At 40.9% G+C, this 22,166-nt stretch carries 20 protein-coding genes; 5 read left to right on the top strand and 15 right to left on the bottom strand.

The genetic code is table 11. The features are described 5' to 3' along the window. Positions 1–25 precede the first annotated feature (25 nt). The 9 genes from ACP14Y_RS10650 to ACP14Y_RS10610 all read right to left on the bottom strand — a co-directional run bounded on the left by ACP14Y_RS10650 (position 26) and on the right by ACP14Y_RS10610 (position 9,719). On the bottom strand, positions 26–610 hold the full coding sequence (locus ACP14Y_RS10650; RefSeq protein ID WP_424962939.1) for an FISUMP domain-containing protein: 585 nt from the start codon (positions 608–610) through the stop codon (positions 26–28). A 30-nt stretch (positions 611–640) separates the two neighbouring features. After that, positions 641–1,501, bottom strand: a complete 861-nt coding sequence (gene gldN / locus ACP14Y_RS10645; RefSeq protein ID WP_424962938.1) for a gliding motility protein GldN — start codon at positions 1,499–1,501, stop codon at positions 641–643. A 22-nt stretch (positions 1,502–1,523) separates the two neighbouring features. After that, entirely contained in the window at positions 1,524–3,155 is a 1,632-nt protein-coding gene (gldM, locus tag ACP14Y_RS10640) for a gliding motility protein GldM (protein ID WP_424962937.1), read from the bottom strand. 23 nt (positions 3,156–3,178) lie between these two features. Further along, on the bottom strand, positions 3,179–3,991 hold the full coding sequence (gene gldL, locus ACP14Y_RS10635) for a gliding motility protein GldL (protein ID WP_349565597.1): 813 nt from the start codon (positions 3,989–3,991) through the stop codon (positions 3,179–3,181). A 42-nt stretch (positions 3,992–4,033) separates the two neighbouring features. Continuing rightward, complete coding sequence (locus ACP14Y_RS10630; RefSeq protein ID WP_424962936.1) at positions 4,034–5,068, bottom strand: SUMF1/EgtB/PvdO family nonheme iron enzyme; 1,035 nt, start codon at positions 5,066–5,068, stop codon at positions 4,034–4,036. Between the two features lie 144 nt (positions 5,069–5,212). After that, positions 5,213–6,166 carry a PorP/SprF family type IX secretion system membrane protein gene (locus ACP14Y_RS10625; RefSeq protein WP_424962935.1) on the bottom strand — a complete coding sequence of 318 codons (954 nt, stop codon included), beginning with the start codon at positions 6,164–6,166 and terminating at the stop codon, positions 5,213–5,215. Between the two features lie 39 nt (positions 6,167–6,205). Continuing rightward, a complete protein-coding gene (locus ACP14Y_RS10620) occupies positions 6,206–7,000 on the bottom strand; it encodes a uroporphyrinogen-III synthase (protein WP_424962934.1) in 795 nt (264 codons plus the stop codon). Between the two features lie 21 nt (positions 7,001–7,021). Beyond that, positions 7,022–8,104 carry a DUF4271 domain-containing protein gene (locus ACP14Y_RS10615; protein WP_424962933.1) on the bottom strand — a complete coding sequence of 361 codons (1,083 nt, stop codon included), beginning with the start codon at positions 8,102–8,104 and terminating at the stop codon, positions 7,022–7,024. A 1-nt stretch (position 8,105) separates the two neighbouring features. Further along, positions 8,106–9,719, bottom strand: coding sequence for a hypothetical protein (locus ACP14Y_RS10610; RefSeq protein WP_424962932.1), 1,614 nt, complete (start codon positions 9,717–9,719; stop codon positions 8,106–8,108). Between the two features lie 25 nt (positions 9,720–9,744). Between ACP14Y_RS10610 and hemW the strand changes: the two genes are divergently transcribed. Next, complete coding sequence (hemW, locus tag ACP14Y_RS10605; RefSeq protein WP_424962931.1) at positions 9,745–10,878, top strand: radical SAM family heme chaperone HemW; 1,134 nt, start codon at positions 9,745–9,747, stop codon at positions 10,876–10,878. Positions 10,879–10,938: 60 nt separating this feature from the next. Further along, a complete protein-coding gene (locus ACP14Y_RS10600) occupies positions 10,939–11,304 on the top strand; it encodes a hypothetical protein (protein ID WP_424962930.1) in 366 nt (121 codons plus the stop codon). Here ACP14Y_RS10600 and ACP14Y_RS10595 read toward each other — a convergent pair. Both ACP14Y_RS10595 and ACP14Y_RS10590 read right to left on the bottom strand, forming a co-directional pair. Further along, on the bottom strand, positions 11,301–12,011 hold the full coding sequence (locus ACP14Y_RS10595; RefSeq protein ID WP_424962929.1) for a LytR/AlgR family response regulator transcription factor: 711 nt from the start codon (positions 12,009–12,011) through the stop codon (positions 11,301–11,303). The two genes, ACP14Y_RS10600 and ACP14Y_RS10595, sit on opposite strands and share 4 nt — an antisense overlap. Positions 12,012–12,035: 24 nt before the next feature. Beyond that, complete coding sequence (locus ACP14Y_RS10590; RefSeq protein ID WP_424962928.1) at positions 12,036–13,079, bottom strand: sensor histidine kinase; 1,044 nt, start codon at positions 13,077–13,079, stop codon at positions 12,036–12,038. Between the two features lie 192 nt (positions 13,080–13,271). On the opposite strand from ACP14Y_RS10590, the gene ACP14Y_RS10585 reads away from it, so the two are divergent. Beyond that, entirely contained in the window at positions 13,272–13,574 is a 303-nt protein-coding gene (locus ACP14Y_RS10585) for a hypothetical protein (protein ID WP_424962927.1), read from the top strand. Positions 13,575–13,670: 96 nt separating this feature from the next. On the opposite strand, the gene uvrA is transcribed toward ACP14Y_RS10585, so the two are convergent. Genes uvrA through ACP14Y_RS10570 form a run of 3 tightly spaced genes read right to left on the bottom strand, consistent with a single transcriptional unit; the run spans position 13,671 to position 18,169 of the window. After that, positions 13,671–16,490, bottom strand: coding sequence for an excinuclease ABC subunit UvrA (uvrA, locus tag ACP14Y_RS10580; protein ID WP_424962926.1), 2,820 nt, complete (start codon positions 16,488–16,490; stop codon positions 13,671–13,673). 17 nt (positions 16,491–16,507) lie between these two features. Then, complete coding sequence (locus tag ACP14Y_RS10575; protein ID WP_424962925.1) at positions 16,508–17,236, bottom strand: TIGR00730 family Rossman fold protein; 729 nt, start codon at positions 17,234–17,236, stop codon at positions 16,508–16,510. A gap of 6 nt (positions 17,237–17,242) precedes the next feature. Next, on the bottom strand, positions 17,243–18,169 hold the full coding sequence (locus ACP14Y_RS10570) for a TIGR01777 family oxidoreductase (RefSeq protein WP_424962924.1): 927 nt from the start codon (positions 18,167–18,169) through the stop codon (positions 17,243–17,245). On the opposite strand from ACP14Y_RS10570, the gene ACP14Y_RS10565 reads away from it, so the two are divergent. Beyond that, positions 18,168–18,743: a hypothetical protein gene (locus ACP14Y_RS10565; protein WP_424962923.1), complete on the top strand. Its 576-nt coding sequence runs from the start codon at positions 18,168–18,170 to the stop codon at positions 18,741–18,743. The two genes, ACP14Y_RS10570 and ACP14Y_RS10565, sit on opposite strands and share 2 nt — an antisense overlap. Positions 18,744–18,813: 70 nt before the next feature. After that, positions 18,814–19,212 (top strand): lysozyme inhibitor LprI family protein, encoded by a 399-nt coding sequence (locus ACP14Y_RS10560; RefSeq protein WP_424962922.1) that lies wholly within the window; start codon positions 18,814–18,816, stop codon positions 19,210–19,212. A gap of 50 nt (positions 19,213–19,262) precedes the next feature. Here ACP14Y_RS10560 and ACP14Y_RS10555 read toward each other — a convergent pair whose 3' ends face one another. Next, on the bottom strand, positions 19,263–22,133 hold the full coding sequence (locus ACP14Y_RS10555) for a TonB-dependent receptor domain-containing protein (RefSeq protein WP_424962921.1): 2,871 nt from the start codon (positions 22,131–22,133) through the stop codon (positions 19,263–19,265). Positions 22,134–22,166: the final 33 nt, after the last annotated feature.

Below are 22,166 nucleotides of genomic sequence, written 5' to 3'. Positions count from 1 at the left end.
TTCAATTAAAGTTTTCTGCAGTTTACTAGTAATCTTTAATGCATCGGCAACTATTTCTATGCCAATCTCCAATTACACTATGATAGATCTCTTTGGACCCCTTCTGAACTGATATTAAACCTGAAGTATTATCTGATTTCTTCTCAGCATCCCAGTAGTTGCCACTAATCCCCACATTTTTAAATACACGACCTGGATCACCAAAACCGCCAAGTGTTAGATCCAATCCACTCTCCCCACCTTTCTGTAGTGCAATTCCCGCATCATGAATTCCTCCAAACGTATTAAAAAGCAAATTCCATTCTGAGATTGTTGGAACATGCCATCCATCCGGACACGCTTCTTTTGCGGCTTTAAAAGTGTATAACCTTCCGAATGCTTCGCAATATGCCGGTTCATTTTTGTAGCAAAAAGACTCTGGTACCTCATATGCCAGATTCTGGGCCATCCATGTTCTCTTAACAGTGACACCTCCTTCGAGTTCAATGTCAATTGTCACAGTCTTATACACTTTCCCGTCACGAGAATCTGTGAACTCTCCGGACTCCTGTGCAGAACCTAAAAGGCAACCAACTATAAATATCAGGGAGAGTAAATTACGTATCTTCATTTTACGGTGGATTAGGGTTAGGTTAATTTATTAATATTCCCAGAGTTCTGACTCATACTCCATTAAGTCATACTCATACTTTTGCTGTATCACTATCACACTTAAAGGATCTTCTGCCATCTGATCTGAATATTGCTGACGTATGTCCAAATCCTGTGGATTGGAAACTTTAATTATTGGCGCATTAAATAACCGCAATTCAAATGCATCACTCATGTTCAAGTGTTTGCCCACGTTTTGACGATTATAGTATAGTGCCTTGTCTGCATATGGTCCCCTAAAAAGTTCAACAACATCATCGTACCTAAAGTGAGCTACAGGCTTCTCAAACCCCGCTGGATTATATAAAGATCCCGCGTCCCTAGGAAGAGCAATAGTTAAAGACCTTATGTAATGATACATTCTTGATCTATTTCTATCAAAGATCACATCTTCTTTAATATACAAAACGGAGAACAAATCTTCAGGGATTGCCTCTTGTCTTGGTTGCTCGCCCTCATCTGCCGCTGCATCATCAGTTGTAGACTCATCTCCAAAGGAATCGAATCCTCCTGAATTGAATCCACCTCCGACAAAAGGATTTTCCTCTCTTTCCACAGAGATGTTAGAAACGAAAATGATATCCGGCATAAAGTTTATGCATGAATCTGATCTGTATGGAGTCAAAAGACCTTCATCAACAGCCTCAATCAAGAGTCTGGATATCTCTCCATTTCTCGAAAAAAATGGTAGATTTTGTTTCTCCTGCAAATCCATTCGTCTCCAAACGGTCTTTTTAAACATCACCTGAGACTCCTCAACCTCCGGCTTGACCAAAGGCGCGAGCTCTTCTTGCGCAAACCCAAAGGAAAGCGAAAGACTGAAAACAATTACATAACCTAATTTTTTCATAACACTGTTTTAACTGACAAGTTTACTTCAACGATATGTTGATAAAGCGTTGGTGTTTTGGAAATGTTTCCACCTGCTTTCTGAAGTTTTGTCTTTGTACTTTTTTAATCTCAATGACCAGTTGATCACCCTTCCGTCCGTTCATACCTCTTAGATTGATTCTTTCTCCTGCACGAATAGACCCTCTACCTAATCCTCCACTCACCAAAGTCACTTCAGCTTCAGCAACTTTGAATTTTGCATCATTCGGAAGGAACTGAGCAAAGCTTTCATCAGGAATGGCTCTTAGGAATAATTCAGGTGTTCTTGAAGAAATGCCCTCTTTAAGGTTTACCTCACCTGCACCTGTATATGCCTTAATATCTGGTGCTGGTATACTTCTTACACCAAACTCTCTGGATCCGATAACATTACCACCAGAAGAAACTGTAAGCGTAACTTTTTGTGCCCGAGGCACCACAGTAACCTGACCCGTTTGTGATCCTTTTATTGCATCACCGCCTTTTGCTGAGAAAGAAGGATTATATGAAGTTCCCAAAGCAGGAACCTGAACATCCAATGCATTCCCACAGTTGTAATAAAGTGCATTCACTGATTGTGATTGGATCTGAATTACAGGCTTCACTACATAATACTCTATGGTATCCGTGAATGTGGTATCCGTACCACCACCCTGAGGAACTGTAATAGAAGCAATAATCTCTTTTCGTGCATTACCACTCTTGTCATAGTTGCCCGGAGTGGCTGTAAATTCAACTTTACCTACACCCGCCACAACTGGAGCTTCTTCTCCATTATAAGTCATCACCAGTTTGTCATTCAAACCAGAAGCAGAAGCTGCGATAAACATATCAGCTTTATACTTAGTGCCTGCTGCCACATACTTTGACTCTGGCATAATCACCGGTTTGATTTGGTCAAAAGTGATGTCTTTTAATCCAACTCTTTTTACCAAAAAGTCAAGTGCTGATGTTTCAAAAGCAAGTACATTGGCCTGAAACTCACTTACAGTTGCTAATCCAGCATGAGTTGGGGAGTTTTCAAATGCCAGTTGAGACCATTTTTTGCCTTTCTGATTTTCATCTTTGCTGTAAATGGGATCTTCGTCTGCATCTAGAGCTATTTTGTGATACTGCTTCAGCTTAGCTTCCTCAGCACCATTTTTCTCTAATACATCCTGAATATACTCTGCATAGCCATTGAGCAATTGCTTCATTTTAGCCCCATGTCCTTCTCCACCTTCTTCTTCAGGCATCATGTAGTGACCTACTTTGTCATAATCCGTCTTCCCATTAATAAAACGTTTATCTCCTTTATGACCTTCCATGTAGTCTCCTGTAATTTCAACAAAGGTCTCTTTATACTCTTCAAGCTCTGCTAAAATCTTTGTTGTTTCAGCTCTCAAAGCCTCTGCATCTGATACTACCTTTAAGTCATCAGCTCTATTCCCCTTATCTTTCGCAGCAGACTTCATACCAACGATTGTCCGAGCATTTCGCTCAGATGTTTCAGCATTTGCCCGCTCCAAACTTTCATTGATAAAGGCGAATTTGTCTAAGACCGTGGAGCTAACATTTAATGCCAACAATGCTGTCAGCACTAAATACATCATGCCGATCATTTTCTGCCGTGGTGTTTCTTTTCCTCCTGCCATAATTAATTCGTTTTAAGGGTTAATTACTGATTACCGCCTCTCATTGCGGTAAGCATATTACCGTATACTTTATTTAGAGCAGAAATGTTCGATGTAAGCTTGTTAAGCTCAGCCTGAAACTGTGAAGTTTCTTTTCCAGCCTCTGCCATGCTCTCGAGCGCACCACTAATATTAGAGTAGAATTTATTCAATGCTTTGGTATGGCTTTGAGCATCTTTTAACTCCATCTCATACACGGCATTCAACGCTCCTAAACTCTTAGTTACATTTTGAACCTGACTGTGGTACTCCTTAGTGTCTTTTGTAGCATCAGCCATTCCTGACATAGCCTCCATTGCCTGAGCGTAAGATTTATTCATCTCAGAAAGAGACTTAGAAGCTGACTTTACATTGCCTGCATACTCATTGGTTGCAACAGCTGCATCACTTAGGTTTGACATTTTCTTGGCAGATTCAGCCATGTTTCTCATCCCATCACCCAAACTTCTAATAAGTTCTGGCCCAACTTTGGCATCTGCAAGCATTTTATCCATTTGAGCAGAAGCTCCGGTTGCCTGAGGAACAGCCTTTCGTGGGGCAGCAGCTGGTCCATCATAATCATCAGCAAGCTCAGGATATACTTTAGCCCAATCTGGTTCTGCATGCTTTGGTTCGAAAGCACTTAAAAAGAAAATAACAGCCTCGGTGGTTAGACCAACCCCAAGCATAAGGGATGCACCTGGCATGTGAAGAATTTTAAACATCGCTCCCACGATTACAACTGCAGCTCCTATTCCATAGATTTTCGGCATTATAGTGGAATAGAGAAGCTCCTGAAATCCGCCTTTTTTGCTCATTGTAATAATATTTAGGTTAGTAATTTATTCGTTTTTGATTAATTAAAATTCGTATCCTGATGATCTTCCAAGGTATGTCATTGCACATCTGAAACCAATAGACGCTCTTGTGGTATCCTGGTGTTCAAATGAACGAGTACCTGTTTCAAGGTAGTAGGCTATATCTTTCCAAGACCCGCCTCTTATTACCTTATAAGGAATATTATCATCAAAATAGGTTGGGTTCAAATCCCATGTTAGTGGCATTGCTGATTGATTATATGCGTCTTCGCACCATTCTGCAACATTTCCAGCCATGTCATAAAGACCATATTCATTAGCAAAGTAGGTTCCTATTGGAGAGGTGTAGGCATAACCATCATCAAAGTAATTTCCTCTACCAGGCTTAAAGTTTGCTAACAAGCAACCTTTGGCATTTCTGATGTAAGGATTACCCCATGGATACTTTGCCATATCTCTACCGCCCCGTGAAGCGTATTCCCATTCAGCTTCTGATGGAAGTCTGAAGTTTGGCATTACCGGTAGGCCTACACTCCTTCTATAATCGTTAAGGTAAGTAGTCCTCCATTCACAGAAATACTTTGCAGCATTCCAATCCACACCAACCACAGGATAATCATCAAAGGCTGGATGTGACCAATAATACACTACCAATGGGTCTCCCATGTGGTGCGTATAATCCCTCGTCCAAACAGTCGTATCAGGGAGTAAGTCTGCGATAGAATACCCGGTAGGTAGATCTATTTCAGAGCTTTCCTGAAGATTTTGAGTGAACTGACGGTATTCATTATTGGTGATTTCTGTATCATCCATAAAGAACGCTCCGATAGTTACCTGTTTGTTGAAGTTTATCTGAGTAGCGGCTACATCTTCATCCGCTTGCCCCATGTGAAAAGTACCGGACGGAACTGAAACCATACCAAATGGCCTGGTCATTTCCCATCCTTGTCTGTCTGGAGCTCCTATTAGCTCTCCTCTGTCACCTTGATCTCCACCAAAAAGACCACAACCTGAAAGAATTATGGCGCAGCAAAGGACAGTACAATTTGAGATTGTAAAAACACGCATTTTATTCATAACACCTTTATTGAACATGCAAGTATGTAAAATAAACAAACTTTAGCAAGAATTATTGCACGATATTCAGCCTAAATATATAATCATAAATCTATTTAGGACAAGTTTTATGACAAATTTGGACGAAGGCTTTTATCTGGAGGTTTAAAAAGTGAACCTTGGAGTTTTCACAGCTTTCCTTCCTCCGAATACTAAATCAGGTAAATCATACCTAATAAACACCTCATGAGAGGTGGGCTGTTTTGCATCTTGATCTTTTATTACATAATCAAATGAATATCCAGCTTTAAGCTTATTATCCTCTAAAAAAGAATATCCCAATAGCACACTGAGTGATTCTGCTCTACGAAAGGCTAGCCCTCCCCACATTTTATCCTGATATACGGCTATGGCGCTGATGTCATACGTATATGAATTTAAATCTGAGCGAACCATTATAGTGGGGTTTAGCACCAGCTCTCTCATTAAACCAAATGTGGTGCCACCCATCAATAAATAATTGATGGGTACAATATTTTTAGCATCCGTCCCAAAATCGAAACCTGGCTCAAGAATGTTTTCTGCTGACACACCAACGAAATAGTCTTTTCTGGATTTGAAATAAAGACCTGCGTGCAAATTGGGTTTCAACTGTGATTCCCTGCCCTCCGGAATGAGGCCATCATTGGGGTCTACCGCTCTGAAGTTCGGATCCAATGACTGAACATTAATGGCCGGCATGAGTCCAAATGAGAGCTGGCCGAAACGGAATTCCCTTTTTATTGAGACCGATAACCGGGCTTGCAAATTATTCACGTTGGCAACCCTATCATTCGAAACAGACAAGCCTATACCTGAAAGAGTGGATTTAACCGGAACCACTAAAGAAACTAATTGTGTAGTTGGAGCTCCCCCCGGATCAAAGGTTGCATCATATCCCACCCACTGACTTCTATGATGAGCTGCAGCAAAAGCCTGGTCTTCCGTTCCAACCCATGCAGGATTATAATAAGAAGGATTGAACATGTAATGATTGAAAAAAAAATCATTCTGTGCTGCCCCGGCACTTGCCATGAGCAGCAATAAAAATGTACAGATGATTCTAGGGCTCCAATTCATATTGTAAGTATAACTCTTACAAATAATATACCCTTATTCTTAAGAAATGTTATTAGCCTCTTTAATATATACCTCTATAGCCCCTGTCATGGATGGAGCATTTGGAAGAGGGGCCTGAATATCCAAAATCAAACGAGCATCTTTCACAGCTTTTGATGTGGTTGGTCCAAAAGCAGCTATTCGTGTATTGTTTTGTTTGAAATCAGGGAAATTCTGTAACAAGGACTCTATGCCTGACGGACTGAAAAAAGCAATGATATCATAGGTTACATCATCCAGATCAGAAAGGTCAGCTGCTACTGTTCTGTAGATGGTTGCCTCAGACCACTCATATCCATTCTCGTTTAGAAAATCAGGAATATGCTCTGTGCGAATGTTCGAGCAAGGAAAGATAAATTTTTCATCCTTATGCTTTTTGATCACAGCCAGAAGATCGTTAGCGGTACGCTCCCCTGTAAAAATCTTTCGCTTTCTGATTACTATATACTTCTGGAGATAGTTTGCTGTTGTTTCAGAAATACAGAAATACTTCATGTCTGTGGGTATTTCGATTTTGCTTTCTGTAGCTAATCGAAAGAAATGATCAACAGCATTCCGACTGGTAAAAATCACTGCAGTGTGATCGAGGATATTTACTTTTTGCTTTCTAAACTCTTTAATATCTACCGGATCGATATCGATAAATTTTCGGAAGTCAATTTTCAAATTGTATTTTTCCGCTAGCTTGTGGTATGGGGAATTTGGATCAGAAGGCTCGGGTTGTGAAACTAAAATGCTCTTTACTTCCTTCAATCGTTCTTTATCCATTACCAAAAGATCATCAGTCGCGCTCATGTAATTTCCTCTTTTATATAATTATTTATAGAACCATCCCATTAAAAGTATAACAGGGATGATTTCAGTGGCACAAAGGTAGGAAATAATCATAAGTTTTCTACGAGGAGAATTACTAACAAATTTAAAAGTGAACCAGATCACGAACAGAACAATGAAGACTGGAAAGAAAGCCAAAATACCAGGGCCTATCCAGGAGTCTATTGAGTGATTGATAATAAAATCCACAACCAAAAAAAGCAGAACAGGAACCAGTAGAAATGTGTTGAAGTTTAAAAAATCAAATAGTTGAAAATTCTTTAGACTTCTGAATTTGAACAATTGAGCGACCACCGAAATCACGAGCCATTTAAAGATAAACAGCATAAAAACCCCTCCAGCCAACTGAATCCATAGCCACAGAAAACCACCCGTGGTTTCCGGAATACCAAACATATGATTGCTCAGAAGCACGTCTAGGTAAAGACTGGTAAAAGCAAGTGACAATGAAAAGAAAATCAACAGATACATGCTCGGTGAACTAAAGAAAGCCGTATTGATAAACTCATAAGCACTCGATTTAAACGTAAACGTTTTTTCTATTAGGTAAGAAAGCCGGCCCGGATGATTGGAAATAATCACACCCAGGAACCCAAGAATTAATAATAAACTGATAATGACGAATTCATTGAACTTATCCCTGACAGCTCTAGGCAGAGCAACTTCTTCTCGCACAATATGCAACTCTTCGAAAATGACCAGCTGGCATTCAAGTTTATTTAGTGAGTTTCTTGTGCTGAAAGAAACATATATGGTGTCTGCGTTCTTTCCTTGGAAGAGCGCATCTGGATGGTAAAAACGACACCCATTAAAAGTGTCAAATAACCGTCCATCTACCCACATGAAAAGTTTCTCCGGGTGGCAGACTCTGACCGTTCCTTCAGGCTTTTCGTTCATAAAAAAACCAGCTTGCTGCTCATCATCCAATGAGGTGATCGGATATACCTCCCCATCCGAGTCTGTAGCTATCATAATTTTGGTATAGTCCGTGGTGACGATGGTATCCTGCTGCGCGAAAGTCAGCACAGAAATAATCAGGCAACCAATGGTAAATGAAATTTTCATTTTAAAATCTTGAAATGTATCCGAAGTGTGCCTTCATGGTTGAGAATGAAATGGATTGATTTTTTGAATCACCAACTGCAAGCGCAAAAGTAAATTGACCAGCCGAGGTTTCAAGTGCAAATCCTAAACCAACACCAAATGGATAATCCCGAATATCCCGTTTTTCAAAGATGAGTTGATCATAAAAGACATACGCATAGCTCCTTTCTTCAAAAAAAGATCGAAACTCCATTCGACTCAAGAAATAATGTCGTGCAAAAATGTCTTTCTCATTAAAACCTCTTAAAGAGAAAAGTCCTCCCAACCGATAAAGCTCGTTTTGCAGTAGCTGATCATTCTTAATTTTTCCAGTGGAGATATGGTGAAAAAATGCCTGCCTTTTAAAGGCCTTGAGTTGATAAGCAAGCACACCTTCAAATCGATAAAAACTGGTTTTCTCTTGCATGGAGTCATAGTATGTGTCTGGTATTTCCAGGCTTCTGTCTACCTGTTTATTTCCAGCGGATGTTGTTGCCGACCACACAACTCCTTTTGTGAGCCTGCCCAAACTCACTAAATCTCCCTTTGAGAGCTGTAGACTATAAAGTGTTCTTGTAAACCCGGCTAATCCTGACGCCTCTAATGTCTGGATATCAGTGGTTAGCAAGGTTCCTTTAGTCTGTTCGTACGAAAGAAACATCTCTACTCTCGGCGCGATGTAAGTGTGTACACCTAATCCAAATCTGCGAGTTAAGAATGTGGTATCCTGTTTTAGCAGATCAAAGCTGAAAGACGGTGAAATCTTAGAATCCAGAAAAAAAGGATGCTTGTAAAAAACATTCAGACTTTGAGACTGTTCAGAAAAACGCTCCCATGAAAACATAAATTGCTTTCCAGACCGGAACAAGTTTTGGATATCCAGTTCAATATTTCCAACCACTGTTGTTGATTGACTGCCACTTTGCTGAAGCCCTAATACGCCTTGAAAGGAATTGGCTGCCTCCTCCTTAATGTCCAAAAAGGTTTTTGCCTGCTTATTTTTAAAAGACAAATCCGTAGGTCGCTGGATTGTTAAGAATGGAGATCGATCTATCTTCTTCAAAATCTGTCTGTATGATCGCTCACCAAATTTATTTCCCGGGATTATGTCCAGCAGGTGATAGATGTAACTATGATTGGTTTTTACCGGATTAAAGAAAAAGGCGGAATCATAGGTTATTTCCGGTCCGGGCATTACCCTCAATTTACCTGACATGTGCTCATCGTCAGCTTTTAACGAGTCAAGAGTGATAGAAGCAAATGGATATCCGTTATTGGAAAAATCGTCGAGCTGTTTCTCCAGGTGTCTTACAATCTTTTTGCCATTATATTCTTCCAGCCGCACTTTTCGATCCTCCCCTTTATGGAGATAAACCTTATAACCATTTTCACCATCGATCAGTGAATCAATTCCAGAGAAATAATATCCCTGATCAACCCACCTCACCTGAATTTTTTGAATGTAGCTAGAGAGTTGGACAGTGTCTCTAAATTCCAACTCATCGTGTAGTTTTCCATCCACATAGACCTGTGACTTTACCTGCCCCTGAGCAGCCATCGCACTCATAAAAACCAACAGAATTAGAATTCTTTGCATCGGTCTTTGCAATTTAGCCCAAATCATGGCTGGCATCTATATCCATATTCCATTTTGCAGGCAGGCTTGCCACTATTGCGACTTCCACTTTAGCACCAACCTGAGCAAGCAGGAAGAAATGGTGGATGCCATCTCCTGGGAAATCAGAGATAGAAGAGATTACCTGCATGAGGACGTAGAAACTATTTATTTTGGTGGAGGCACTCCTTCGTTGTTATCTGGACTTCAATTAAAAAAGCTATTTGATACAATCAATCAAAACTTCAACATATCGGGTAAAGCAGAAATCACGCTGGAAGCCAACCCCGAAGATTTGACTGAAGAATATTCTAACACATTGCTGGATAGCGGGATCAATCGGCTAAGCATCGGGATACAAACGTTTGATGAGCAAAAGCTCAAATGGATGAATCGTGTTCACACCGCTGATGAAGCTATCCAAGGGTATGAGAATGCCCGAGCAACAGGTTTTAGCAATATCTCATTGGATTTGATTTATGCGATCCCTGATCATGATCGGGAAGAATGGAAAAAAGATCTTGCATCTATTAACTCCTTGAACCCTGAGCACATCTCGCTTTATGGATTAACTATTGAAGAAAAGACCGTTTTCAGAAAGTGGGAAAAAGAAAATAAGCTGATACAGGTGCCGGAGGATGCTGCAGCGGAGCAATATCTGTACGCTATCGATTTTTTGAAAGCGCAAGGATACAACCAATATGAAGTTTCCAACTTTGGAAGAGAAGGATACCACTCCCGCCACAATCACGCTTACTGGGCTGGTGTCCCATACCTTGGAGTAGGGCCGGGAGCTCATTCATTCGATGGACAAAACACGAGAAGTTTTAATGTGAGAAACAATGCCAGGTATATGAAGGCCATTAACGAAAGTCTGGAACATGTGGAACATGAAGCGCTTTCTGATATCCAGCGGATCAATGAACGAATATTAACCGGGCTGAGAACCAAAAAAGGGGTAGACCTGAATCAAATCGCCTCATTGGCGGACCACCGTCTTGAGGAGTTGCATTCAGATTTTCTAAATGAAATGGAAAGGAAGAATATGATTGAAAGGGTTGATGAATTTCTTCGATTAAAGCCACATGGTTTTTTGGTCGCTGATGAAATTGCCTTAAGGCTGTTTTTCTCAGATGAATAGGATCTCGCCTAACAAATTAGCTTAGGGATAATCAGTGATAAGCTCTACTTTTGAAGTCAAATGGACACAACCACAAAAAAGGCTCTCTTACTCTTAAAATCGCTGATCTTCCATTACCATGGTCTGGACGATGAAGAACGTGAAATGCTGGAAGAAACAGCCAGTAAAATGCAGGCGCACGAGGAGATGGAATGGGCTAACAAATTCATTGCAGAAGATTACCTGTCTGCCTTTGAACGCTCAAGAGAGTTTCTATCCAAAATCTTCACGAAAATGAGCGAACCCGACCGCATCAAATACCTGATGGAGGTCTGGGAAGAAACGCACAAAAAAGGCTATGTGACCGAAATGGAGACCACAGCAATTCTTACACTATCCAAAGACTGGCACGTTGAGAAGAAATTTTTGGAGGCTGTGAAGGATTAAAGACTCATCATCTCTCTGAACCTCGCGGACTGTCTCCGACTCACCTCGATTTTCTCGCCTCCTTTTAACTGTACTAACAGACCGCCATTAAACCAGGTATCAATGGATTCCACCCAGCCAAGGTTGATGATGTGTTTTCTACTGGCACGAAAAAAATGACGATCATCCAGACGTTCGTCAAGTGCGTTCAGCGATTTATGGATCATGGGTTTGAACTTGTCAAAATACACTTTGATGTAGTTGCCATCAGACTCAAATAGGCGTACATCTTCAAGCTTCACAAACCAGCATTTATCTCCATCTTTTACAAAGACCTGATCTTTGCTACCCAGCTTTTGTTGCTTGGATGGCTTTTCTACGGTTTTGATGTTTACTTTATTCAGGCTTTCCGTCAGTCTTTCCGGCTGAATCGGTTTCAACAAATAGTCAAGAGCATTATACTCAAAAGCCTTCAGCGCAAACTCATCATAAGCAGTTGTAAAGATCACTTGTGGCACACGCTCCATTTCCTCCAGCATTTCAAATCCGGTCTTACCAGGCATCTGGATATCCAGAAATACCACATCCGGGTTGTGTTTTTCTATTTTTTCTACCGCCTCATCCGGGTTAGCAGCTTCATCCACCACTTCAATTTCCGGGTGGCTGCCCAAAAGTGAGATTAGTTCCTTTCGAGCTAAACGCTCATCGTCTACAATAATCGCTTTCATTTGCTAGGTTTAAGATACTTCATTTCAATCGATTTCTCGCATTGATCGTTCAATGGCGGGCAGGGTGATTGAAGTAAGAACAGTGTTTTTATCCTCGTTTTTTATTTCAAATTTGGCTGCAGAACCAAATATCAACTCCAATCTTTTTCTGGTATTGGCCAATCCAAATCCTTTGTGCACATGCATCTCTTTCGATAACTGTCCCGTATTACGGATTTGAAGGTGCAGTTGTTTCCTTTTTACGGTCGTTGAAATTTTTATTTCTCCTCCTTCTTTCAAATTAGAAATGCCATGCTTAATGCCGTTTTCGACCAATGTTTGCAACATCAAAGGCGGGATCATGAATTTTCCTGAGTTACGGTCGATATCGAATTTGGTGACCAACCGTTCCTCGTACCGAATGGACTCCAGAGCCAGGTAGTCCATGACCGTTTTTAATTCATCCATGAAAGGAATGAGCTTTTTTCGGTCACTCATGAGTGAGTTACGTAGAATATGTGATAATTGTGTAATTGACTCTTTTGATTTTCGTGGGTTCTCATCCACCAGCGCGCGAATGCTATTTAAGGCATTGAAAATGAAATGAGGGTTTAATTGCTCTTTGAGGTTTTTTAACTCCACCTCTCTTGCTGCTGTCTCTGCTTTCAAGGATTTGTTATATCGCTCCACATAATGAAAAGTGAAGTAGAAAATCGCCCAGATGAAATAGATCACCCAATACCCAAGTGTATTAATTAGCACGGTGAGAAACATTAGGTCTTGTCGGGAAATTGTACTTGTTATAAACTCAATGACTAACAAATAGCCATAGTTAAGTCCACTCAATAGAAAAGTGGTTATCAGCAATCTAGGAATGAGGTAGCTGAGTCGCAGGTTTAGCCATTCTCTTTTAATAATGAGCCCTCTCAAAAAATGGGTGGTAGCAATGAAATAAATCACCTGATACAAGACACCCATCGCCTGATTGGAATCAAACCCCTGCGCTACGGTATATAAGAAAACCTGGATAAAGCCGTAAATACCCCAGCCAAAAAGCTGACACAGCCAATATATTTTTCTCTTGGTCATGAGCGGTTAAAGCTAATGAAGTGCTTAATATTTTGATCAAGAAGTTTCACGGATGAATGAATGGATTGATGAGTGGTTTTTTAACAAATCATTAACGAAACCACCTGTGTAATTAATGAGATTTAACAAACCCGGCCAGATATTCGTCGTAAAGAAGAACAGGACTAAACTCAAATAAAAACGATTAAACACATGAAATCACTACTCTTATTGCTCTTGCTCAGTGCCTCCTCCATGTTGGGTGCATCTGAGGCTCCATTGCAAGCCAATCAAGGATTGAGAATGCAATTGGAAACAGATTTGGTATTCCAGAAAATGGTGAAGGTCTATAGCTACGAGGGATCACTCATTCGTGAGTTCCCGCTGAATGATGTGGCAAATAATGAAATCAGCATTGCTGATCACCTGATTCTTGAAGAAAGCGATTTTGCTTTCGATCACCAGGGGGACTACTATTATTTTGGAGACACCAAAGTAGAGGCGCTCATAAATTGAATTTTTCAACAATGAAAATGTCTACTAGCGGGGACGATAAGGGGTGTTTTTATCAAAAAATACCCACCCCCAACCCCTCCGAGGTGGGGAAATGGTTTATAAATTAAGCTCCGCTTTCAGAAATTTGGCGGTATAGCTTCCATCAATTTTCACGATCTCTTCCGGAGTGCCCTGGGCAATAATCTGCCCGCCGGCAAAACCTCCCTCCGGACCCAGATCGATGATGTGATCTGCCACTTTGATCACGTCCATATTGTGCTCAATGATCAAGACCGTATTTCCCTTGTTGACCAACTTTTGCAGTACATCCAATAGGTGCTCAATGTCCTGAAAATGAAGACCTGTGGTGGGTTCATCAAGGATATAAAATGTTTTACCAGTGTCTTTTTTAGAAAGTTCAGTTGCCAGCTTTACGCGTTGAGCTTCTCCTCCGGAAAGGGTAGTGGCATGCTGCCCAAGGGAAATATAACCCAATCCTACTTCATCCAGGGTTTTGAGTTTTCTTACAATCCGTGGTTGATTCTCAAAGAATTCTACCGCCTGGGAAACAGTCATATCAAGTACATCAGAGATTGATTTCCCTTTAAATCGAACCTCCAATGTTTCACGATTGTATCGCTTACCCTTGCACGTTTCGCATGGCACCAATACATCTGGCAGAAAGTCCATTTCGATGACACGCATACCTCCGCCTCCACAGGTTTCACAGCGTCCACCTTTCACGTTGAAAGAGAATCGACCCGGCTTATAACCTCTGATCTTCGCCTCAGGTAGCTGAGCAAAAAGACTCCTTATTTCTGAGAAAACGCCAGTATACGTGGCAGGATTTGATCGGGGTGTTCGTCCAATCGGCGATTGATCTACTTCAATGATCTTATCAAAATGCTCAACTCCAGCTACTTTTTTGTAGGGTAATGGTTCCTGCCGACTTTTATACAAATGCTTTCGCAGGAGCGGGTAAAGAGTCTCATGAATCAAGGTAGATTTTCCACTCCCTGACACCCCGGTTACCAAAATCAAATTACCGAGTGGCAATTTAAGATCTACATTCTTCAGGTTGTGACCAGAAGCACCATAAAGTTCCAGCCATTTACCATTGGTTCCTCTTCGCTCGGCGGGGACTTCTATCTTTCGAGTCCCCTTTAGGTAGTCGGCCGTAGAGCTCCCAAGCTTCAAAAATTCCTGCGGATTGCCTTTCGCAACAATCTGTCCTCCATGACGTCCCGCTCCCGGTCCAATATCCACTACTTCATCGGAAGCGAGCATCATGTCCTTATCATGCTCCACAACGATGACCGTATTCCCTAAGTCCCGAAGATCTTTCAGTGCCTGGATCAATTTTACATTGTCCCGTTGGTGCAGACCTATACTCGGCTCATCCAAAATGTAAAGCACATTCACAAGTTGGGTTCCAATTTGTGTGGCCAACCTGATTCTTTGAGCCTCACCGCCAGAAAGTGTCTTTAAAGGTCTGTTTAAACTTAAATAGTCTAGACCCACATCCAACAAGAAGCCAATTCGCTTTCTAAGCTCTTTCAGAATTTCTGTGGCGATAACCAGCTGACGCTCATCCAATCGATCTTCTAAACCAACCATCCATTCGCCCAGGCCTTTGATATCCATCTCGGCAAGCTCACCGATATGTTTATCTGAAATTTTATAGTGGAGCGCCTCCTTCTTTAATCGATACCCATTACAATTTGGGCACGTCCTGGTGTCAGTGAATTCCTTCACCCAGGCTTGAATTTTTTCTGAGCCCCCATCTTTTTGCTTATCCAAAAAGTTGATAATGCCTTCAAATTTCGTATGCCAATCGGTACCAGGATATTTCACTGAACTCACTGCAACAGGGACACTATCCCCATAAAGTAACACATTGATGATGTCCTCCGGAATCTTCTTGATAGGTGTGGAAAGATTAACCTTGTTTCTCTTCAGAATCGCATCAATTTTTTTGAAAATCCAGATATCCCGGTACTCGCCAAGCGGAGCAATGCCTCCGCGGCTGATACTCAATGATGGATCCGGAATTACTGATTCTTTGGATATCTCCTCAATGACCCCAAGCCCATTGCACTCCTGACAGGCACCATAGGGCGAGTTGAATGAGAAGGTGTTTGGTGCTGGCTCATCGTAAGCAAGGCCCGTCTCAGGATCCATCAGATTTTTGGAGAAATGAGAGGTGGTACCATCTTCTTTTTGGATCATCATCACACCATCGCCATGTCGCAGAGAGGTATTTACTGACTCACGAATGCGCTTTCTGTCTTTTTCAGAAACTTTGATTCGGTCGGTGACAATCTCAATGTCGTGCGTTTTGTATCGATCTACCTGCATCTTAGGCACCAAATCCTGGATCTCACCATTTACCCGTACTTTGGTAAACCCCAGCTTCCTGATTTGAACAAAAAGCTCACGATAATGTCCTTTTCTACCTTTTACAACAGGAGCCAGTAATATCAGCTTTTGTCCGTCATGATTCTTTAAGATCATATCAATGATCTGATCTTCAGACTGACGAGTCATTTTATTGCCTGATAGATAGGAGTATGCTTCACCAGCTCTTGCGTATAGAAGCCGGAAGAAATCATAAATCTCAGTGACCGTTCCTACGGTAGAGCGGGGGTTTCTTGAAGTCGTTTTTTGCTCGATGGAAATAACCGGGCTGAGTCCTTCAATTTTGTCAACATCAGGTCGTTCCATGTCACCAATGAAGGCACGTGCATAGGCACTAAAGCTCTCCATGTATCGCCTTTGACCTTCCGCATAGATGGTGTCAAATGCCAGCGATGATTTACCACTGCCACTTATCCCTGTGATGGTAATGAGCTTGTTTCGTGGTAGGGTTACATCTATATTTTTCAGATTGTGCTCCCTTGCACCAATTACTTCGATTACTTCCTCTCGCTTCTTCACTTTTTCTTCGTCCCCGGTTAAAAGTTCGGGCTCAAGTTGTATTTACTGTAGAATTCATCGATTACATTGACCGCCTCTGTGGCTGTATCTACCACATGAAAAAGATCCAAATCTGTTTCACTAATATTTCCAATTTCAAGCATGGTGTCTTTCAACCAATCCACCAGACCAGACCAAAATTCTCTTCCCACTAAGACAATCGGAAACTGTCCAATTTTCTTCGTTTGAATCAGGGTCAATGCCTCAAAAAGTTCATCCATCGTTCCAAAACCCCCTGGTAGTACGATGAATCCCTGCGAGTATTTCACAAACATGACCTTACGTACAAAGAAGTAATCGAAATCGATGCTTTTGTCTCGGTCGATGTAGATGTTGTTATTTTGCTCAAACGGCAGGTCAATGTTCAGTCCTACTGATTTACCTCCCTGTGCATTAGCTCCTTTGTTACCGGCCTCCATGATACCCGGACCACCACCGGTGATTACTCCATATCCATGCCGTACCACTTTCGCAGCGATCTCTTCTGCTATTTTGTAATACTTGTCATCCGGCTTGGTTCTGGCTGACCCAAATATGGATACACACGGACCAATTTTGGCCATCTTTTCAAAGCCCTGAACAAACTCGCCCATCACCTTGAAAATCACCCAGGAGTCGGCACTCTTTATCTCATTCCAGTCTTTTTCTTTAAAAGCCTCTAATATTCGTGCTTCCTCCTCCCTGGAAATTGCTTTCTTATCTTCCATTAGTAGTTATTGTAGTAAGTCTTGCAGCGCATCGTCTAACGCTGCAAATTGAAAATTAAATCCCGTGTCTTCAATTTTTTTACTGGACACGCGATTGCCACCGACTAATATATCCGACATTTCGCCCACAATCAATCGGAGCGCAAATTTAGGAACATTCGGAAGCCAAAGTGGCTTGCCCAGCTGACTTGCTACGGATTTGGTAAATACTTTGTTCGTTTTCGGGTTGGGTGCTACTCCATTAAATGTGCCTTCTTTATCATTTTGTAGTACATGAGAAAAGATTCCACAAAGGTCGTTGATGTGAATCCAGCTCATATATTGTTTACCGGAACCAAGAGGTGCACCTACTCCAAATTTGATTGGCTTAGCCATTTCAACCAATGCACCTCCTTTCTCGCTCAAAACAATGCCTATTCGAACTTTTGAGGTCTTAACATTCAGATTGACGAACCTGTCAACTTCCTTTTCCCAGTCATCTACCACATCCGCAAGGAATCCATCACCTTTTTCAGTGGTCTCATCAACGAGCCTCTCTCCAGTATCCCATCCGTAATAACCGATGGCCGAAGCAGAAATGAAATGCTTAAGACCAGGATTTAACTTTTCTACTTTTTCCCTGAGCAGCTTGGTAGAGTCTATCCGGCTATCATAAATCTCTTTTTTCCACGCATCTGACCATCTCTTGTCTGATACCCCAGCACCTGCTAAATGAATGATCACATCAGCGGAAGTAATTGCTTCATCGTCAATTTCTCCTTTTTTCACATCCCAATAGAATGTCTGGTAGTGTTTTTGCGTTGGATTGCGTGAAAGGTGTGTCACCTTGTAACCGGATGATGTGAGTAGCCTGCTAAGCTCAGTACCTACCAGTCCGGTACCGCCGGTGATAAGTACCGTTTTGATTGGGTCGTTTAGTTTTGCTGAAGACATGGATAAATTCGTTTATAAACATACTCTCGGATACCTTTTTTTGTTCACCATGCTGGTGAGTTTCTCGCAAAAAAAGTACGTGCCGAAAGCAACTGCTGCTCAGTTATCACTGGAAGGTAAAGCTTTAAAGGGGTATACTACAAATTTTGATTTTGGATGGGAAGAGGTACGTAGGGGGTGGTGGGAATATGCCCGGGCGTTTGGTGCTCCTTTAAATATGAAAACCTACTATAAGGTGACCGTGCCTTCGCAAGTAAATGATGGCAATGTTGATATAGAAATCTTCACGCAAACTACCGATGGAAATGGTGGCTCAGACTTTTTCCTGGGAGTAGAAAATGAAAAATATAATGAGCAGGCACTGGCGATGATCCTGGATTTCAAAAAGGAGTTTTATATCAACCATATGGTTGAGCAGATAGAGAAAAAACAAGAGAAAGCCGATGATCTATGCGATGAATATCGGGATGCAGTGCTGGAAACCAGGAAGCAGGAGTTATTAAGTCAGATTACAGCAATTGAGCAGGAGATTGAGGGGCTAAGACAAAGGATCAAAACAATAGAGTTGAAGTGATTACAATTTGTTAATCACTTAGACATTCGGAATATTCTTTTTGAACCTAATTTCACCAAAAGTTCAATTCATGAAAAAACTTGCTATCATTTTTTTTGCAGGGGTAATCTTGACCAGTTGCACACCTAAAAATGATGTTGACCCTTGTGCGAGGTTTGATACCGTAGATGGAGAGATGCTTGATCTTATTAATCAGATCAGGTCCAAACATAAGGACAACAAAAAATTCCTTAGCAACTTTAATATGGAGCAAGTGTATTGGATTCAATACAGAGATCATCACCTGAAGTCATTATATCCAAAAGACTGGGATCGTCACTACAGAAAAGAGTACGGTAAGGAAGTATTTAACCCATGCAAGTGTAAGGAAATGACCCGCTTTACTGAGAAACGAATTGAAGAGCTTAAATTATGGCTTGGTAATGGGGTCAGCAATCAAGATGAGTGTCCAAGCCTCTGGAACGAATAAAAAAAGGGATGTTAAAAAAACATCCCTTTTAATTAACTACTTTAATTACCCTAGAATGAATATCTAAAACCCAGACTGACGCGCGTTCCTGGTGACCTTGCTTCAAAGATTTGATCTTTAGAATCAAACGCCTGATATTCCCACTCACGTTTATCATTTAGAATGTTGTTCACTCTAAATGTCAGCCTCATTTTATCGTTTTCTCCGAAATTTTTGATTGCGCTGAAGTTCACACTACTAAACGGAATGCTGTAAACGTCGGGAGCGCCTCTAGGTCCACCTGTGTAGGTAAGGGTTGGCCCTTGAACGTTGTAATACAACCCAATTTCTAATCCATTCTGTTGTCCCGCATATGAAAGACCGGTATTGATGATGTATGGTGCCTGCCCCTGAAGTTCTCTTTCACGATCAACATTCTCATTAGTCTTGGCGTTTCTTTGTCTCGCTTCAAACTCTATATCTGTCATCGTAATCTGAGATACAGTCCAGGTACCGTTTCCATTGATAAAAAAGTCTGAAAATGAAGGATTAATAAGACCTAAACTTTGTCTGAATTCTAATTCAGCACCATAAACTGTCGCATCACCAACATTTTGCGGCTGGAAATTATTGTTTGCCGATGCGATTTGCACAATCTCAATTGGATCACTGAATTTTTTATAGAAACCAGATATGGAGAGGATTTGTGCTCGGTCTCCAAATCGTTCCCATCTCACATCAAAGTTGTCAATCAATGTCGATTTTATATTTCCATCCCAAATGATCTCCCTAGTTTCAGGATCTTCGATTGGACTAAGTGCACCTAAGAAAGTTCGACCGGTAAGTGGATCAAAGTACTCAATAAAAGATGCTTCTTTGAAAGAATATCTTGCAATTGTTCTGTTGTAAGCAAATCGTAAATTCTGTTTTTCACTGATTTGATAAGTAAAGTTGGTTGACGGGAACAAGTTGAACTCATCAATAACTGTCTCATTATCCAAAACAATATTTTGTTGGTTCTCACCAGTATATTTCTGTTGATAAGCCTCAGCTCTTAAACCAACGATAGCTTTAAACCTGTCAAATGGAAAGAACTCATTGGATGCATAAAATGAATAGTTAGAAACAGATGCATCAAATTGATTTACGTTTCCACCAAGGTATTGAGGATAATAGATATTTCCATTTTCACTTGGGTATAAATTTTCGTCATAAAGAAGCTCATCGTAGTTACCAATAAATTCATCCTGCTCGACATTCAGATTGAATTCCCGAATGATGAAATCTCTATTTTTTAATGCAACACCTGCACCTAATTTTAACTTGGCGTCTCTTCCATTAATATCATATTCTTTAGAAGCATCTACCCTTGAGGATAGGTTGGTCTCATTCAAATCCCTCCAAATTCTAACTGGCACACCTGAGTTACCTGTTCCAATATCGAATCCTCGTGGGTTATCATCCGCATCTAGAAGAATCTCATATTTGGTAAATCTTATGTCAGGATCATAAATCGATGATTTGGTAGGAGAGATTCTCCAACCTAGTGTCCATGAATTAAGAAAATACTCACCAGATACGAAAAGGTTTGTCAAAGACTTCTGTGAGAATTCAAGGTTATTCTGAACCCCTACAAAATCTGAGGCTATGGTATTTGGAAAAATTTCAAAATCAAAAGAACCGGTTTTTGATTCACCGTTCTGAATTTTCAAGAAATTAATTCGGTACTTAGAGTTGTTTCGCTTTAATCCTAATCCGACCAATCCGCCAAGCAATGTATTGTTTACCCCATATTCACCTTCTTGATTAGATATCTGAACAAGCTCTTGCTGATCAGTTCGAATGAAATATTGAGTAAATAATGCATCATCATAATATTCAGTTGAGTTTCTATAGGTTAATGCAAAATTGTAACCAAGTGTACCAATTCCTATTTCCTTCTGATTGCCAGTAGAAAACCCAAGGTTGAAATCCATAAAACTTCTCTCTCTCATGGCTCCTAATTGTTTATTAAAACCTGCTTGCTGAGCGGCTATTTGAGATTGCTCAGTCTGTCCGGCTGTGGCAACATCTACTGCACTGAAAAGCTCATTGTCGCCAATATGAAGCTCTCTGGAACCATCATCAAATCCTAACCAATCAGTTTTCCCTCCTTCATAAGTAAGGTAGTCTGCATTGAAATGCATGCTCGGATTATAGCCAAAGCCTATTTGTGCTGTTGTGGTTTTAATATCAGGAATATCCTTTGTTTCAATATTTACCAATCCACCTGTGAAATCAGCTGGGAGGTCTGCAGTAAATGTTTTAGAAACAATGATATTGTTAAGCACATTTGTTGGAAAGATATCCATCTGGATACTGTTCCTGTCAGGATCCAATCCAGGAACATCCATTCCATTTAGTTGAGTTTTTGTGTATCTATCTCCTAATCCTCTTACGTAGACATACTTACCCCCCTCAACAGATACACCTGTAATTCTTTTAGCAGCTGATGCTGCATCACTATCTCCTATTTTTCGGAAACTAGCAGCAGATATTCCATCCACCAGGCTGGCGGATTTTCTCTTTACAGTCATTAATGCAGCCTCTGTGGTTTTTATAACTTCAGCTGTAACGACCACTTCTTCCAACAACTCAACATCTTCCTTCAATCGGATTTGATCAATGAGTGTGACTTCTTCTTGCTCAACAGCCAGACCACTAATAGTCACTGTTTGGAAAGAAACAAAAGAAGCTTGTAAATCGTACGTGCCAGGTGCAGCCTTAATTTCAAACTTTCCATCAAAATCGGTGATGGCCCCATTTGTAGTTCCTTTAATCTGAACGGTAACTCCAAACAAAGGCTCGCCATTAGCATCTTCTATGACTGTGCCCCTGATAGTCCCTTGCTGCGCGAACGCTTTAAATGTAACTATCAAAAAAATAAACAGAACGTGTCTCATTATAAGCAGTAAAATTGATCTTCAAAATGAACA

It is taken from the genome of Ekhidna sp. (assembly GCF_965247405.1).
Taxonomy (GTDB): Bacteria; Bacteroidota; Bacteroidia; order Cytophagales; family Cyclobacteriaceae; genus Ekhidna.
Note: the sequence above shows the minus strand (reverse complement) of the source record. Positions and strands in the feature narration are given on the sequence as shown.

Excerpts from the sequence above, each read along its gene's own strand:
- ACP14Y_RS10650 (WP_424962939.1), bottom strand. The coding sequence starts at position 610 with ATGAAGATACGTAATTTACTCTCCCTGATATTTATAGTTGGTTGCCTT.
- gldN (WP_424962938.1), bottom strand. The coding sequence starts at position 1,501 with ATGAAAAAATTAGGTTATGTAATTGTTTTCAGTCTTTCGCTTTCCTTT.
- gldM (WP_424962937.1), bottom strand. The coding sequence starts at position 3,155 with ATGGCAGGAGGAAAAGAAACACCACGGCAGAAAATGATCGGCATGATG.
- gldL (WP_349565597.1), bottom strand. The coding sequence starts at position 3,991 with ATGAGCAAAAAAGGCGGATTTCAGGAGCTTCTCTATTCCACTATAATG.
- ACP14Y_RS10630 (WP_424962936.1), bottom strand. The coding sequence starts at position 5,068 with ATGAATAAAATGCGTGTTTTTACAATCTCAAATTGTACTGTCCTTTGC.
- ACP14Y_RS10625 (WP_424962935.1), bottom strand. The coding sequence starts at position 6,166 with ATGAATTGGAGCCCTAGAATCATCTGTACATTTTTATTGCTGCTCATG.
- ACP14Y_RS10620 (WP_424962934.1), bottom strand. The coding sequence starts at position 7,000 with ATGAGCGCGACTGATGATCTTTTGGTAATGGATAAAGAACGATTGAAG.
- ACP14Y_RS10615 (WP_424962933.1), bottom strand. The coding sequence starts at position 8,104 with ATGAAAATTTCATTTACCATTGGTTGCCTGATTATTTCTGTGCTGACT.
- ACP14Y_RS10610 (WP_424962932.1), bottom strand. The coding sequence starts at position 9,719 with ATGCAAAGAATTCTAATTCTGTTGGTTTTTATGAGTGCGATGGCTGCT.
- hemW (WP_424962931.1), top strand. The coding sequence starts at position 9,745 with ATGGCTGGCATCTATATCCATATTCCATTTTGCAGGCAGGCTTGCCAC.
- ACP14Y_RS10600 (WP_424962930.1), top strand. The coding sequence starts at position 10,939 with ATGGACACAACCACAAAAAAGGCTCTCTTACTCTTAAAATCGCTGATC.
- ACP14Y_RS10595 (WP_424962929.1), bottom strand. The coding sequence starts at position 12,011 with ATGAAAGCGATTATTGTAGACGATGAGCGTTTAGCTCGAAAGGAACTA.
- ACP14Y_RS10590 (WP_424962928.1), bottom strand. The coding sequence starts at position 13,079 with ATGACCAAGAGAAAAATATATTGGCTGTGTCAGCTTTTTGGCTGGGGT.
- ACP14Y_RS10585 (WP_424962927.1), top strand. The coding sequence starts at position 13,272 with ATGAAATCACTACTCTTATTGCTCTTGCTCAGTGCCTCCTCCATGTTG.
- ACP14Y_RS10575 (WP_424962925.1), bottom strand. The coding sequence starts at position 17,236 with ATGGAAGATAAGAAAGCAATTTCCAGGGAGGAGGAAGCACGAATATTA.
- ACP14Y_RS10565 (WP_424962923.1), top strand. The coding sequence starts at position 18,168 with ATGGATAAATTCGTTTATAAACATACTCTCGGATACCTTTTTTTGTTC.
- ACP14Y_RS10570 (WP_424962924.1), bottom strand. The coding sequence starts at position 18,169 with ATGTCTTCAGCAAAACTAAACGACCCAATCAAAACGGTACTTATCACC.
- ACP14Y_RS10560 (WP_424962922.1), top strand. The coding sequence starts at position 18,814 with ATGAAAAAACTTGCTATCATTTTTTTTGCAGGGGTAATCTTGACCAGT.
- ACP14Y_RS10555 (WP_424962921.1), bottom strand. The coding sequence starts at position 22,133 with ATGAGACACGTTCTGTTTATTTTTTTGATAGTTACATTTAAAGCGTTC.